Source organism: Clostridioides sp. ZZV15-6598 (assembly GCF_020657705.1).
Lineage (GTDB): Bacteria > Bacillota > Clostridia > Peptostreptococcales > Peptostreptococcaceae > Clostridioides > Clostridioides difficile_F.
In genome coordinates, this window is sequence record NZ_JAGWCS010000033.1 from 1 (window position 1) to 15,213 (window position 15,213).

Below are 15,213 nucleotides of genomic sequence, written 5' to 3' on the forward strand. Positions count from 1 at the left end.
GGGATTCCTTGTAATAATTTTTATAATGAATAATATTTTATCAAATTATATAGGTGAATCAAAAGGGCTTTCAAAAAGACTTTACTCTATGCCTATAACTAGAGTACAGTATTTAATTTACGACTTTGTAGGTTTATGGATTTACTCATTTATATTTCTATTATTATATGTTTTATTCTTTAGAATACTTGGAATAACATTTAAAGGTAATCTTGCCACATTAACCTTAATATGTGCTATATCATCATATTTTATGACTTCAATATCCACTTTTGTAACTAGTTTTTTTAGTAAAAAATATGGTACATTCATAATTTATATATTACTTTTCTTACAAACAATTTTTGGAGGTATTTTTAACATGATAAGTGAAACTTTTACTAAGTTTACAAGTTTATCTCCAACTTATTTGATAGGAGCTCTATATAGTGATTATGAAAGCTTCAAGACTTTAAGTTCAATAAGTAATTTAATTGTAACATGCTTAGTTATCTCTACAATATTGATTATATTCTCTATTGTAAAAGAAAAATATAAATGGAGGGAGATTTAACAATGATTAGATTAATTCTTGCAAATATAAAAAGATATATAAAAAATCCTTCTCTTTTAGCTAGTATGGTCATGATTCCTATTATATTAGTTGTTTCTCTTAATCTTTTTTCTAGTAAATCAGACAATCAATCAATGTACTTTTCTCCAGTAGCAGTTGTATCTAACTCTTCAGGAAAATATGAACATAAATTGATAAATAATTCAAAGCTAAAGGAAAACACATTTAGATTAAATGAAGAAGATAAAGCTATGAACTTACTAAAAAATAATAAAGTTTCTGCAGTATTTGTTTTGGACAAAAACTTTTCAACTGATATAGATAACTTAAAACGACCTGTTGTTAAGTGTTTCAAAACTGAAAATGGTGGTGGTAGTCTTTGGGCAGAATCACAAATAGACTCTTTTATCACTAACTCATTAAAATTAAAATTGGATAAAAATATAAATGAAAAATTAACTAAAACAAGTATAATTGATAAGAAGCCAGATAAAAATAAAAATTCATTTTTCGCAGTTTTCATGATATGTTATTTTATGTATATTAACGCAGCACATCTTGCTTCAGATTTATTTGCATTAAAAAAATCAAATGTTTTAAGAAGACTTATTTCTACAAAACATAAAGACATAAAAATAATTTTTAGTATACTCTTAGGGTTATTTTTTATTCAAGCAATTGTGTACACTTTAATACTTGGATGCCTTACACTTGTTGGAGATTTTAAATTAACTTTAAATATATTAATGATTGTACTAGCAAATAGTTTTGTTTCCACTGGATTTGTATTTTGGATAGCTAGAGTATTTAAAAATGAAAATTCTATAAGCCTTGTAACTACATTTTATTCTTTAATAGGTTTAGCTATATCTATATCTAGTCTGATACCATCAATGAGTGAATTATCATTTATGACTAATCTATCAAAGCTTACACCTTTTTACTGGACTATAAACGCCATTAAAAGCAATGATAGTATTTTAATAAATGTAATCGTTCTAATACTTATTGGAATAGTATTTGTAACAGCTGGAAGTTTTAAATTAAGAGATTTTGCAAAAAACTAATAATTACTAAATATAGTTAGTATATAATTTTATACAATATTAACATAATATTTCAATATGTTAAATCATTTTATATTATATTTTTATAGTTAGTTTTATCCATACTTTAAGCCAAACTTAATATTATATATTAATATTTTTGACTTGTCAAGTATTTTATGATATAATATTAATTATTAGATAATTAAAGCATTGTACCCAAATTGCAATATCTAAAATTCAGTTTGGAGGTATAACTAACATATGTATAATATCGGCGAAAGTGTGATGTATCCAAAAGAGGGAGCCTGTTATGTAAGTGATATTGTAACAAAGGAAATAAATAAACATAGGCAGAGATACTATGAATTAACTGTCATTTTCAATAGTACTCTTAAAATTTCGATTCCTGTTCTGAATGCTGACAAGATTGGTGTACGTCCAATTATGAACGAAAATGAAGTTGATAATTTTATCCAATCTATTGATAAAATAGATGGTGTATGGATTTTTGATAGAAAGAAACGACTTAAATTATACCATGATAAATTTCATTCAGGAGATGTCTTTGAGATTGTAAAATTAATTAAGATGCTTATGATACAAGATTGTTCAAAACAATTATGTAGCACAGATAAGGACTTTCTAAATAAAGCTCAGAGATTTGCTTTGTCGGAATTAGCTGCCGCTCAATGTAAATCCTATGCAATCGTATTAGACGAAATGAAAAAACATATCCTAAATCCTAAAAATAATAATTAAACCAGTCTTAAAGACTGGTTTTATTTTTTAGATTAATCATATTTATTACCATACTTTACTTTAAATTTGCTAAAAAAACCAAGTGTAAATCAGTAATATGATTTACACTTGGTCAACAAAACCTAATCTTCCTCAAGTTCTTTTTTTTCTTCCAATAACACATTTAATTCATTTGCTTCTAAAATCTGCGCTTCTAGAGTGTCAAGTAACTCTTGTTGCCATTCCACACATTTATCTTTGTAATCAAAAGGTAGCGTTCTGTCAACTATGTACTTATCGATACATTCCTCCGCACTTTTAACTATTTGTTTTCTCTCATCAATAAATTTTTCCAATTCTACTAAGGCTTCTTCATAAGCTTTTTTACTCATATAAATTCCCCCTTTGTACAATTATTCTACATTAAAATGATTTTTCCTCTTTTTTGTATATAAATTTATTTGTATATAACTTTTCCATCAATATCTTTTATAGTTTGACATCCAGTTAATATCATAGAACCACTTAATTCTGACTGAAGTTTATTTACATAAGTTTCTACACCATCAGTTGCTCCACCAAATGAAGCTGTCACGAAAGGTCTTCCTATTAATACTGCATCAGCTCCTAGACCTATCATTTTTAATACATCTAATCCAGTTCTAACTCCACCATCTGCAAGTATTGTAACTTTACCTTTAACAGCCTCAGCAATCTTTGGTAAAACTTCACATGCTCCTGGTGTACAGTCAAGTACTCTTCCTCCATGATTTGATACAACTATTGCATCTACACCTGCTTCAACTGCCATTAATGCATCTTCTACAGTCATTATTCCCTTTAATATGAATGGTAATTTAGTAGATTTAACTAATTCTTTTATTTGTTCAACATTTTTAGGAAGTACTGGCTTTCCATGTAGTGATAAAGTTACTAAACCACAAGCATCTATATCAACTCCTACTGCAAATGCTCCAGCTTCTTCAGCTAATCTTATCTTTTTTATAATATTTTCATTGTCCCAAGGTTTAATAAATACAATTCCAGCACCATTATACTTTTTAACTACATCTAAATTTTCCATTAAAAATGCATCTACAGCTGTATCTCCAACCATTGCATAGATACCACTATTGGCACATCCTGCAACTACTGGTTCTATGTAATCTCTTTCATTTATTTTTCCACCCATATTTAAAGTAGTTCCTGTTACTGGAGCTGCAAATATAGGAGCACTCATTTTTTTACCAAACATTTCTATAGATGTATCAGGATTTGAAACATCATGTATTACTCTCATATTTACTTTCACTTTTTCTAAGCTCTTACTATTTTCTATAAAAGAAGAACCACTTCCTTTACCTCCCATGCCAGGTACTTCACCTGCACAGACGACTCCATTACAAACTTTACAAACTTTACAACTTCCATTTAAATTTTCTCTAGCATTTTTTAATAGTTCATTATAATCCATCTCTAATCCCCCATTAATTATAGTAATTTATATTATATATATTATATCACATTATTTTTACAGTATATTTTTCAAGAAGCTTTTTCTATGTATAGGAGTTATCCCATGTTTTTCAATAGCTTTATAGTGTTCTTTTGTTCCATATCCCTTATGAGATTTAAATCCGTATTCTGGATATATTCTATCATATTGGTACATTATACTATCTCTAGTAACCTTCGCCAATATACTTGCTGCTGCTATTGATATAGATTTTGAATCTCCTTTTATAATTGGATTTTGAACTATATCAATTCCTGGTATTGTTGCTGCATCAACAAGCAAATAATCTGGTGTTTGTTTTAAACAATTTATAGCCTTTTTCATTGCCATATATGTAGCATTTAATATGTTAAATTCATCTATTTCTTCGTTATTTACTATCCCTATTCCATAATCTAATGCTTCTTTTTTTATTACTTCAAAAAGCTCATCTCTTTTTGCTTCACTTAGTTTCTTAGAATCATTTACTCCTTCTATTTTTGTATTTTTCTTAAACACTACAACGGAAGCTACAACAGGACCTGCAAGTGGCCCTCTTCCAGCTTCATCAATTCCTCCAATATATAAATATCCTTTATTGTATCCTTCATTTTCAAACATGTTTATAGTTTCTAATCTTTCTGCTTCTTTTCTAATATTGTCCAACTTCTTGGCAAGTTTTATAGCCAGACCTTGAACAGATTTTCTTTCGTCTACTCTTAATATTTCTATATATTCCATATACTTTTCAACTTCCAAAGTCTCAATTATTTCTTTAATCTCCCTCACACTTTTGTTTTGCATACTATCCCCTCATCTTTCACCTGTAAAAATATTCTTGCCTTAAATATATTAAAAATCTACTAACTTAGAATTTAATTACATCCACTATATCCACATTTTAAGCATATACTACATCCACCTGTATGTGCGATTCCTTCACTGCCACACTCAGGGCATACAAACTTTTCGTCTTCCTCAAAATTTTTATTTTTTAGTTCTTTGGCTTTTTCATCTTTATTATCTTTTTCTTCTTTATTATTTTTATAAGATTCTTTTTTATTATCTTCTTTTTTGTTATTTTCTTTTTTATTATCTTCTTTTTTTTCATTTATTAAGATTCCACTCCTTTTGCATCCATCTCTAAATATTGTCACTCCCTTAAGACCAGCTTCCCATGCCTTAACATATATGTTGAAAACATCTTCAATTGTAGTTTCAAAAGGTATATTTATTGTAGATGATATAGAAGCATCAATATACTTTTGCCATACTTTTTGCATATTTATTCTTTCTTCATATCCTATATTCATAGCAGTAACAAAAAAATCTGGTAAACATTCTTCATCTGTAATGCCTTTTTTATCCATATATTCTTTAACTATTGGAGTATACACTTTATAATACACATCTTCATCATGTAAACTTTCAGTTTTTCTTATATATGAAAGATTAAATATAGGTTCTATTCCTCCACTAATACCTATCATTGTAGATATAGAACCTGTAGGAGGTATAGTTAAGAGTTGTGAGTTTCTAAGCCCATACTTTTTAACCATCTCTTTAATATCATCGTTTAAGTTTTCTATAAAAAATCTAGATTTAGAAATATTTTCATATTTGTACTCACTAAATGTGCCATATTCTTTAGCAATTAAAGATGATTGTTTTACAGCTTCGTTAAGCATAGTTTTACCAATTAAATCACACAATTCTAAAGATTTATCAGAACCATATCTTATCCCCATCTTTATAAGCATGTCAGCAATACCCATTACACCTAAGCCTATCTGTCTATATTTGTAGACACTATCTCTTTGTTCTTGTAATGGATGTAAATTTAATCCCTCATCTAATACATCATTTAAAGCTACCACAGCTTCTCTAACACAAGATTTTAACTTGTTAATATCAAAGGTAGCATGTTCCCCAAACGCTTGTATTACAAACTCTGATAAGTTTATTGAGCCAAGCAAACAGCTTCCTCCACTTGGAAGTGGCTCTTCTGCACAAGGATTTACTCCTGAAAAGCAAAAATCCTTATCTTCACTCATAAAGTTATATGTTTTTATTTTGTCCCAAAATAATATGCCTGGTTCTGCATAATCCCAGTTATTTTTCACGAACTTATTAAACAAATCATATGCATTTACTATCTTGACTATTTTTTCTCCAGTGGTTTCAACTTCAAAAGTACAATTATACAACTTTTTTTCCTTTACGGCTTGCATAAACTCATCTGTTACTCTTACAGAAATATTTGCTTTAGTAACTTTCTCCAAATCGGTTTTTATGTCTATAAATTCCTCTATTTCTGGATGATTTACATCCATAGAAATCATAAGAGCTCCCCTTCTACCTCTTTGCCCAATCAAACCTGTTGTCATGCTATAAAGTTCCATAAAGGACACTGCTCCAGTTGTATATTTTGCAGCATTATTTACTTTTGCACCTTTGGGTCTTAATTTTGAAATATCAATTCCAACCCCTCCACCATAACTAAAAGTTCTAGCAAGTTTTTTTGCAGTGTCAAAAATATCTTCTATACTGTCTTTTGGTGGCTCTATCACATAACAATTAGAATAAGTTATTTTTTTACCTTCTTTATGTAAACCTCTATTTGCTAAAATTCTACCTGCAAATAAAAACCTCTTTTGTCTTATTAACTTTGATATTCTTGGACTATTATTTGAAATTCTCTTTATCCATTCATCAAAACTTTCTCCATTGTGTCTATACTTATTTTTCCATATTGATTTTTGTAATTCATCAAATTCCCAAGCCTTATGTCTTATTTCTGAACGTCTTTCTCTATATAATATGTAGTGTTTTGCTATATCTTTTCTATTTGATTCCATAAGTAATACTTCAACTATATCTTGGATTTCTTCTACCGATAAGCATTTCTCCATAGAATTATAATCATTAGCGATTTTTCTAGATATATCATATGCTAAATCTCTGTCTACTCCACCTTCACTATTTATACTAGCCTTATAGACAGCATCTTCAATCTTACTTTTACTAAAAAGTTCTTTTGTCCCATCTCTTTTTATTATGTACTTCATTTTTAGACCTCCAATAAATTAGTATTACATTAATACACCTATTAGTTGTAATTCTAAACAAACTTTTTTCTACATTTGCATGTTTTCATATTAATTATCTCACATAATATATATTATACTATTTTCTATTCAATATAACACGCTTTATAGTTTTCTCAGTTAAGGAAATGAACTTCATATATTCTAAATATCTTATATTAAAAACTCAAAAATAATATAAAAAAGTATATAAAAGCGTAATTATACTCTTATATACTTTATTTTTTTATAAATTTTATCATTTTTCATTCCATTATTTTCTATAAGAATTAATAATAAATTCTTTATATTTTGCATATAAATATGTTCTATACCATAAATATTATTTGTAAATATACATAACAAAATTCAACCTAACAATAATCTATCTTTAATCTACTATATTTAATATTCATTTACATAAAAAGTTTTACATATCAAAAAGGAATTGCCTATCAAATGATCTTAATCACTTTAAGGCAATTCCCATATGTATTAATTTTCTTTATTATTGTACAGCTTTACTACTTTGAGATGGAATAAAGTTTCCTATTATTCCTGCTATTACAACTGGAACAATCCAGTTAAATCCTAATGAAGCAAATGGTAAGCTATTAACTAAAGGAATATTTATACCAAAGCTTGTTGCAACTGTTAATACACTTACTAACAATGCCATATATGCAGCGCATCTGAATACGTTGTTATTTTTAATTTTATTACTAAATAATGCTAGTATAACTAGAGTTATAGTTGCTGGATATACCATACTTAATATAGGAGAAGAGAATTTTATTATTGTACTTACTCCAAAGTTTGATATAATCGCACTAAATACACAAACTGCTATAACTATATGCTCATATTTTAATTTTCCATCTGTAAGTGTTGAGAAATATTGACCTGCTGCTGAAGAAAGACCTATAGCTGTTGTTAAACATGCTAATGCAACTATAATAGCCAACAAAATCTTACCTGTATTTCCAAGTAATGCTGCTGTTATTGAAACTATTAAAGCTGTTTGTTGAACATCTTGTCCATATATCTTAGATACAGTTGCTCCAAGGTAACATAATCCACCATAAACTAGTGCCATACCTACTACCGCTATAACACCTGCACTTACTGTAGCTTTCATCTTTTCTTTTTCACCTGTATAACCTTTAGCTATTACTGACATGATTATAATTGATGCAAATACACTAGCTGCCAATGCATCCATTGTTTGATATCCTTGAGTTATACCTTCTGCAAATACATTTTGTATTAAAGAAGTATCTCTTATGTCTCCTAATGGAGATACAATACCTTTAACTATTAATACTGCTAAAGCTATAAGTAAAGCTGGAGTTAAAATTGACCCAACTATATCTACAACTTTTGATGGTCTTATTGTTAAAACCAATACTATAGCAAAGAATACTATAGAGAATATTACTGGGCTTATTCCTGAACCTATTGTAGGTAATATACCCATTTCATAAGTTGTTGCTGCTGTTCTAGGTATTGCCAAAAGCGGCCCTATACAAATTACCATTGCACATCCTAATACAATACTTAATCCTTTACCAGCTCTTGAAAACATTTTTGATGTGTCTCCATTGAACTTAGTTGCTGCTATAACTGCTAATAATGCCAAACCACCATCTGCGAAAAGGAATCCTATGAAGGCTACTAGCCAACTACTTCCGGATAAAACTCCTAGATATGGAGGGAATATTAAGTTCCCAGCACCAAAAAACATTGCAAATAGTGCAAATCCAATTACAATTACATCTTTAAACTTGATTTGTTTCTCACCCATTTAAAGCACCCCCATTTGAATTTTACTACTTTTTATTACATTTTACCAAAAAATAAGTCCAATCTCTTCTTAAATGAAAACCTTTTGACGAGATTTTATTTAATTATACATTTTTGACTTAAACTTGTCAATTATGTTTCATAATTTATAAAATCTTCGCAATATTTAGTACAACTTTCTTAATTAAATAAAATTAACATGTATACTTTAAACATATATGTTTTTTTTATTTTTATTTAATTTTTCTTGACAAAGTTAAAACTTTTAAATCATCTTAATTGTGTGACTTTTTGAATTATTTGCATTATTTCTAATTTATATTGCTTTATATACAATATTAATGCATACATCACTCTCCTTTTATTTTTGTATAATTTTTTAAGTTCAATTTAAATTTTAAATATTTAAATATTTTGTGTTTATTATATAATCTGAAAAAAAAGCAGTCAATATGATTTTTAATTTTTTTAATTTTCAAAATTATGATACTCAAAAAATCGTTTTCCTTTTATCATAACTTCTATTTACGTTAATTCTTGTAGTATTTTGTATTTATTTTGCTAAACTCCCTATTAATTTTACTGAATTTCAATTCTACACTCATAGACTTTTCACTTACTAGAGTGCTCTCAAATCATTTTTTCTGAAAATTTTTTATTATGATTTATTGATTTATTTTTCTTCATAGAAACTATATCCTAAGTTCCAACTTACTAAAACTTTGCAGTTGCTGGTATTCAACTTATTCTACTTATTTTTTAGAATTTAATGAATAATCTTAATATAAACCAATTAGAAAACAATTTAATAATTTACATAAGTTATTTATATGTTCAAATGCCTTAAATTTTATTTTATTATTTTATTATTGTCACAATTTTATTTATATAATATTTTTGTAAAAATCAACTAATACATATATCTGAACTTATAATATTTCTTTAAATATCTTTTATAAAGACCTATTATCGTTAAAAAATAAACATTATTTTTTTTTTAATACTTTTACCTAATTTTACTATATTAAATACAAATAATTAGTATATACTCAGAAAATAAAAAGAGTTATCTATATAAATAGTTTCATTTATTATAGATAACTCTTTTATTTTCAGATACTTATATTTCAATTAAATAAGTTTTAATTTGTTCCAAGTGTATTAGATTGACTCTTTGATGGTATAAAATTACCAATTATTCCAGCTATTATAACTGGAACTACCCAGTTAAATCCTAATGAATGAAGAGGTAAAGAATTTACTACTGGAACACTTACTCCATAACTAGATATAACTGTTAATATACTTACAAGCAGTGACATATATACTGCTCCTTTGTATACATTATCATTCTTAATCTTTTCATTAAAGAAAGCTAAAATTATTAAAACAATTGATGGTGGATAAACTATACTTAATATAGGAGAAGCTATCTTTATTATAGTTCCAACACCAAAAGATGCTACTACTGCACTGAATACAGATACAGCTAATACTATTTTTTCATAACTTAATTTACCTTTTGTAAGTCTAGAAAAATATTGCCCTGTTGCAGATGTAAGACCTATAGATGTAGTTAAACAAGCTAGTGATACTACTATTGCTAAAATCACTTTTCCAACATTTCCAAGTAATCCTTGTGTTATATTTACTATTACTTGTGATTGTACTGCATCTGTTCCATACATTGTTGATACAGTTGCTCCAAGGAAACATAATCCACCATAAACTAGTGCCAATCCTCCACAAGCAAGAACACCTGCTTTACCAATCATCTTTAACTTGTCACTAATATTAGTATATCCTTTTTCATTTAGAGATACTATCAGTACTGATGCAAGCGCTATTGCTGCAAATGCATCCATTGTCTGGTAACCTTGACCAATACCTTCTGCAAATACATTAGGTATCATAGGTTTATCTATTACCTCTCCAAGAGGAGATACAACACCTTTTATAATTATGAATGCTAAAGCTATTAGAAGAGCTGGAGTTAAAAACTGTCCAACTATATCTACGACCTTAGATGGTCTTACTGTTAATACATATGATATCGCAAAATAAACTATACAGAATAATAACACTGGAATTGAGCTTCCAAATAGAGGCATCATACCCATCTCATAAGTTGTTGCACCTGTTCTTGGTATAGCTAAGAATGGTCCTATACATAAAATATCTACACAACCTATAAGAATCCCCAATTTCATACCACATCTTTTAAACATTTCTACTACGTTTCCATCGAATTTAGCTGTAGCCATTACTGCTAGAAGTGCCAAACCAGCATCGGCAAATGTAAATCCTAAGAAGGCAATTAACCATTCTGGACCTGTAATTATTCCCAAGTATGGTGGAAATATTAAGTTACCTGCTCCAAAGAACATTGCGAATAATGCAAATCCAAATACTATTACATCTTTGGTCTTACCCATTATAAAATCCCCCTTTTTAACCTTATTAAATTAACAAAATTTCTCAATTGTTCACGTTTGCATAAATAAATTAACTAAAACAATAAGAATCCATTATTAAATTAATAAAATTAAATAAATTAAATTTTTAATATATTGTATTTATTTGTGCTTATTATATATTATATGAAACAAGCAAGTCAATATGCCAAAATTGCAAATTATCACACTGATTTTAATTTTCAAAAAATTAGGTGTATTTGTCTTAAATTAATATTTTTGAAAGTTTTCTAATCTAATTTACATTTTTATGTGGCAATTTTTGTCTATATTTCAGAAAAATAAAAAAACCTTTTAAAAAAAGGCTTTTTTTTATTTGTAATATTAATTTTTTAACCCAGCTTTAAAATCTATCTTTTAACACTCTCTGGCACTTCTAGTGTTATATTGCCTATTTTTCCATCTCTAAACTCATTTAAAACAGTTGTAGCTATACGTGTATAATCAAGCTCTTTCCCACCTGTTATGAATCCTCTTTTGTGACCAATCATATCCATTGTTTCAATTGGAGTTTCTCCTAAAGAGTCTAATTTATATCTAGCTTTCAACTTTTCTGGCTCTATTATCATAAGTTTTTCTATAAGTCTTAAAGCTAAAGTCTCAACGTCTAAAATCTCATCTTTTATAGCTCTACTAAATGCTAAGTTTAAGGCAACTTCTTGGTCTTCAAACTTTGGCCAAAGTATTCCAGGTGTATCTAAAAGTTCAAGATTTCCCTTTAATCTAACCCATTGCTTACCTTTAGTTACTCCTGGCTTATCTCCTGTTTGAGTACTTTTTCTACCTGTTAATTTGTTTATAAGAGATGATTTACCAACATTTGGTACACCAACTATCATTATTCTTATAGCTCTTTCCTTTCTTCCTTTATCTTTTAAAGAACTCATTTTTTCTCTAGTTACGTTCTTACATTCTTCTACTATCTTATTTACACCTACACCTTTTATTGTATCTACTGGTATAGCTTTTATGTTATTCTTTTTATAGTACTCAATCCATTGATTTAACTTATCTTTATCTGCCATATCGCTTTTATTTAATACAACTACCCTAGGCTTATCTCCTACAAGCATATCTATATCTGGATTTTTGCTACTAAATGGGATTCTAGCATCTAGAAGTTCAACCACTACATCAATTAGTTTTAAGTTATTTTTTACTAATTCTTTAGTTTTCTTCATATGACCTGGATACCAGTTTATATGTAGATTATTATCCATAAGATACTCATCATATTCATTTGACATATATATCACTCCTTTAAAATAGTATGTTATTATTACCTAATTTTACTTAAAAATATATCTACTTAAATCCTTACATTGTCACCCTTTTAACATCATACTTTACATAATATTATCTTCTTATTTTTAGTATTATTTCAAAATATAATCCAATATTTATTGATTTTATTTTCAATTTTAAAATTCCTAAATCTATCAATAAATAGTATATTTTCAACAAATAATCATATCTACTTACACTTTAACTATTTGTTATTATTTCAATTAAAATAGAAAGAGGACTGATAAATCAGCCCCCCATTTATAAGTAAAGTTTTTAATTATCTATTTCTAGCTTCTTTTATCTTAGCAGCTTTACCTACTCTACCTCTTAAGTAGTTTAGTTTAGCTCTTCTTACTTTACCTTTTCTAGTTACTTCTATTTTTTCTAGTTTTGGAGAGTGAACTGGGAAAGTTCTTTCTACACCAACATTGAAAGACATTTTTCTAACTGTGAAAGTCTCTCTTGCTCCTCCACCTTGTCTCTTTAATACTACACCTTCGAATATTTGTATTCTTTCTCTTTTTCCTTCTATAATTCTAACATGTACTTTAACTGTGTCCCCAGGTCCAAAATTAGGAACTTCATTTTTTAATTGTTCTTGCTCAATTGCTCTTAGCATTTCATTCATCTTTCTTCCTCCTAGATATCATAGACGTTCTTAACTACCCGACCAGTGTAAACAGAGGAACGCCCGTATTTTCAACATTTTATATTATACTATACTTCTATAGTTATTACAAGCATTTTTATATTTTTAATTCCATTTATAGCCACTTTATTGTATACATGTATATTAAGTTTTTATTATATATGTTTTTATTTTTCTTGAGATTTTTTATATAAGTCTAATCGTCTTTCCTTAGTTATTCTTATAGATTCTTCTCGTCTCCACTCATCTATCTTTTTATGATTTCCTGATAAAAGCACTTCTGGCACTTTTAACTCTTCAAACTCCCTAGGTCTTGTGTAATGAGGATACTCCAATAGATTATCTTTAAATGACTCCTCTTCAAATGACTCGTCCTGATTTAATACTCCTGGAATTAACCTTGATATAGAATCTATCATTATAAGTGCAGGTAGTTCTCCTCCAGTTAGTACATAATCTCCAATTGAAATTTCATCAGTTACTATTAAATCAATGATTCTTTCATCTATTCCTTCATAGTGACCACATAGAAGTATTATATCTTCTTTGATAGACATCTCTTCTACTATGGATTGATTGTATACCTTACCTTTTGGAGTTAAATAAATTACTCTTGGATTGTTTATATTGTGAGTTTTTATTATATGCTTATATGTGTCATATATAGGTTGAGGAGTCATCACCATACCAGCTCCTCCTCCAAATGGATAATCATCTACTTTTTTATGTTTATTATTAGAAAAATCTCTTATGTTATATATATGCACATCAATTATACCTTTTTCAACTGCTCTTTTCATTATACTTTCATTCATATATGAATTAAATATTTCTGGAAAAAGCGTCATTATATGAAATCTCATATTACCACCTAATCTATCATACCCTTAATAGGGTCTATAATCATTTTTCTTTCATCTATATCTATAGTAGGTACAAATTTTTTTATAGCTGGTATCATAAATTCTTTATCTTCCTCACCTTTTATTACATAGACGTCATTTGCAGAATATTGAAGTACATCCTCCAAAATTCCTACATGTTTTCCTTCTATAGTTAAAACTTCCATACCAATCATGTCTGCTATAAAAAACTCACCTTCTTCAAGGTCTCTACTCTCTTCCCTAGACACATACATAAATTTATTTTTTAGCTTTTCTGCTTTTTCTATAGTGTCTATACCTTTTATCTTCATTATAACCATAGAACCTTTATATCTTACATTTTCTACAGTCCACTTGTTGTTCAAATCTTTTCCTAAATAAAAATCTTTCAATTCATCAAATCTATCTATATCATCAGTAAGTGGATAAACTCTTACCTCACCTTTTAGACCTTGTGTGTTTACTATTTGTCCTACCTTAAAATGAGTTAATTTTTCTTTCATATTATCACCTTCTTTAAAAAATTTAATCTTATGTTACCATATCATCATAAATTCTCAAAACTGTACACAGTTATACAAAAAGGACTAGGCACTATACCTAATCCTCCTCTTTACACTATCTCAAGAGAAACTTTTATGTTTTCTCTATTTGCAACAGATCTTACGACAGTTCTTATAGCTTTAGCTATTCTTCCCTGCTTCCCAATAACCTTACCCATGTCATCTTGAGCAACTGTAAGCTTTAAGACGATACCATCATTGTCTTTAAATTCCTCAACAACAACCGAGTCAGGATTATCAACTAGAGCCTTAGCTATATCTACAACTAGCTCTTTCATATATTTCATCTCCTAAAGTAACCTCAACAATAAGTATTTACTTATACTACTTGCTAAGAGAAAATTATTTTGCTTGTTTAGAAGCTTCGAATTTTTCTATTACTCCATTTTTTACAAGTAATTTTTTAACTACTTCTGTTGGTTGAGCACCAGTAGCTAACCATTTTATAGCTTTTTCATCATTTATTCTTACTTGTTTAGGTTCAGAAATTGGATTATAGTATCCTATTTCTTCTATAAATTTTCCATCTCTTGGAGCTCTTGAATCAGCTACTACTATTCTGTAGAAAGGTTTTTTATTAGCTCCCATTCTTTTTAATCTTATTTTAACTGCCATTACAGTCACCTCCGAAT

The 15,213-nt window shown here is 28.1% G+C and carries 15 protein-coding genes; 3 read left to right on the top strand and 12 right to left on the bottom strand.

Annotated features, from left to right (window positions below):
• The 3 genes from KGF50_RS08565 to KGF50_RS08575 form a co-directional block, all read left to right on the top strand.
• Positions 1-553: ABC transporter permease (locus KGF50_RS08565; protein ID WP_227847672.1), on the top strand; the 553-nt coding region annotated here is incomplete at its 5' end.
• A 2-nt stretch (positions 554-555) separates the two neighbouring features.
• Positions 556-1,620 (top strand): ABC transporter permease, encoded by a 1,065-nt coding sequence (locus KGF50_RS08570; protein ID WP_227847673.1) that lies wholly within the window; start codon positions 556-558, stop codon positions 1,618-1,620.
• A gap of 243 nt (positions 1,621-1,863) precedes the next feature.
• Positions 1,864-2,361 (top strand): CarD family transcriptional regulator, encoded by a 498-nt coding sequence (locus KGF50_RS08575; RefSeq protein WP_227847674.1) that lies wholly within the window; start codon positions 1,864-1,866, stop codon positions 2,359-2,361.
• A gap of 122 nt (positions 2,362-2,483) precedes the next feature.
• On the opposite strand, the gene KGF50_RS08580 is transcribed toward KGF50_RS08575, so the two are convergent.
• The 12 genes from KGF50_RS08580 to rpsP all read right to left on the bottom strand — a co-directional run bounded on the left by KGF50_RS08580 (position 2,484) and on the right by rpsP (position 15,196).
• Positions 2,484-2,732: a hypothetical protein gene (locus tag KGF50_RS08580; RefSeq protein WP_227847675.1), complete on the bottom strand. Its 249-nt coding sequence runs from the start codon at positions 2,730-2,732 to the stop codon at positions 2,484-2,486.
• A 65-nt stretch (positions 2,733-2,797) separates the two neighbouring features.
• Positions 2,798-3,814 (bottom strand): alpha-hydroxy-acid oxidizing protein, encoded by a 1,017-nt coding sequence (locus KGF50_RS08585; RefSeq protein WP_227847676.1) that lies wholly within the window; start codon positions 3,812-3,814, stop codon positions 2,798-2,800.
• 57 nt (positions 3,815-3,871) lie between these two features.
• The gene (locus KGF50_RS08590; protein ID WP_227847677.1) at positions 3,872-4,639 is read right to left on the bottom strand and encodes a ribonuclease HII; all 768 of its coding nucleotides are present in this window, start codon (positions 4,637-4,639) and stop codon (positions 3,872-3,874) included.
• 71 nt (positions 4,640-4,710) lie between these two features.
• Positions 4,711-6,903 (bottom strand): adenosylcobalamin-dependent ribonucleoside-diphosphate reductase, encoded by a 2,193-nt coding sequence (locus KGF50_RS08595; protein WP_227847678.1) that lies wholly within the window; start codon positions 6,901-6,903, stop codon positions 4,711-4,713.
• Positions 6,904-7,429: 526 nt separating this feature from the next.
• Positions 7,430-8,725 (bottom strand): branched-chain amino acid transport system II carrier protein, encoded by a 1,296-nt coding sequence (gene brnQ, locus KGF50_RS08600; RefSeq protein ID WP_227847679.1) that lies wholly within the window; start codon positions 8,723-8,725, stop codon positions 7,430-7,432.
• Positions 8,726-9,866: 1,141 nt separating this feature from the next.
• Positions 9,867-11,159, bottom strand: a complete 1,293-nt coding sequence (gene brnQ, locus KGF50_RS08605) for a branched-chain amino acid transport system II carrier protein (protein ID WP_227847680.1) — start codon at positions 11,157-11,159, stop codon at positions 9,867-9,869.
• Between the two features lie 389 nt (positions 11,160-11,548).
• Positions 11,549-12,445, bottom strand: coding sequence for a ribosome biogenesis GTPase YlqF (ylqF, locus tag KGF50_RS08610; protein WP_227847681.1), 897 nt, complete (start codon positions 12,443-12,445; stop codon positions 11,549-11,551).
• Between the two features lie 317 nt (positions 12,446-12,762).
• Positions 12,763-13,113, bottom strand: coding sequence for a 50S ribosomal protein L19 (gene rplS, locus KGF50_RS08615; RefSeq protein ID WP_227847682.1), 351 nt, complete (start codon positions 13,111-13,113; stop codon positions 12,763-12,765).
• A gap of 188 nt (positions 13,114-13,301) precedes the next feature.
• Positions 13,302-13,997, bottom strand: coding sequence for a tRNA (guanosine(37)-N1)-methyltransferase TrmD (gene trmD / locus KGF50_RS08620; protein ID WP_227847683.1), 696 nt, complete (start codon positions 13,995-13,997; stop codon positions 13,302-13,304).
• An 8-nt stretch (positions 13,998-14,005) separates the two neighbouring features.
• On the bottom strand, positions 14,006-14,521 hold the full coding sequence (gene rimM / locus KGF50_RS08625) for a ribosome maturation factor RimM (protein WP_227847684.1): 516 nt from the start codon (positions 14,519-14,521) through the stop codon (positions 14,006-14,008).
• A 110-nt stretch (positions 14,522-14,631) separates the two neighbouring features.
• Positions 14,632-14,859, bottom strand: a complete 228-nt coding sequence (locus tag KGF50_RS08630; protein ID WP_227434164.1) for a KH domain-containing protein — start codon at positions 14,857-14,859, stop codon at positions 14,632-14,634.
• A 64-nt stretch (positions 14,860-14,923) separates the two neighbouring features.
• Positions 14,924-15,196 carry a 30S ribosomal protein S16 gene (gene rpsP / locus KGF50_RS08635; RefSeq protein ID WP_003419338.1) on the bottom strand — a complete coding sequence of 91 codons (273 nt, stop codon included), beginning with the start codon at positions 15,194-15,196 and terminating at the stop codon, positions 14,924-14,926.
• Between the last annotated feature and the right edge of the window lie 17 nt (positions 15,197-15,213).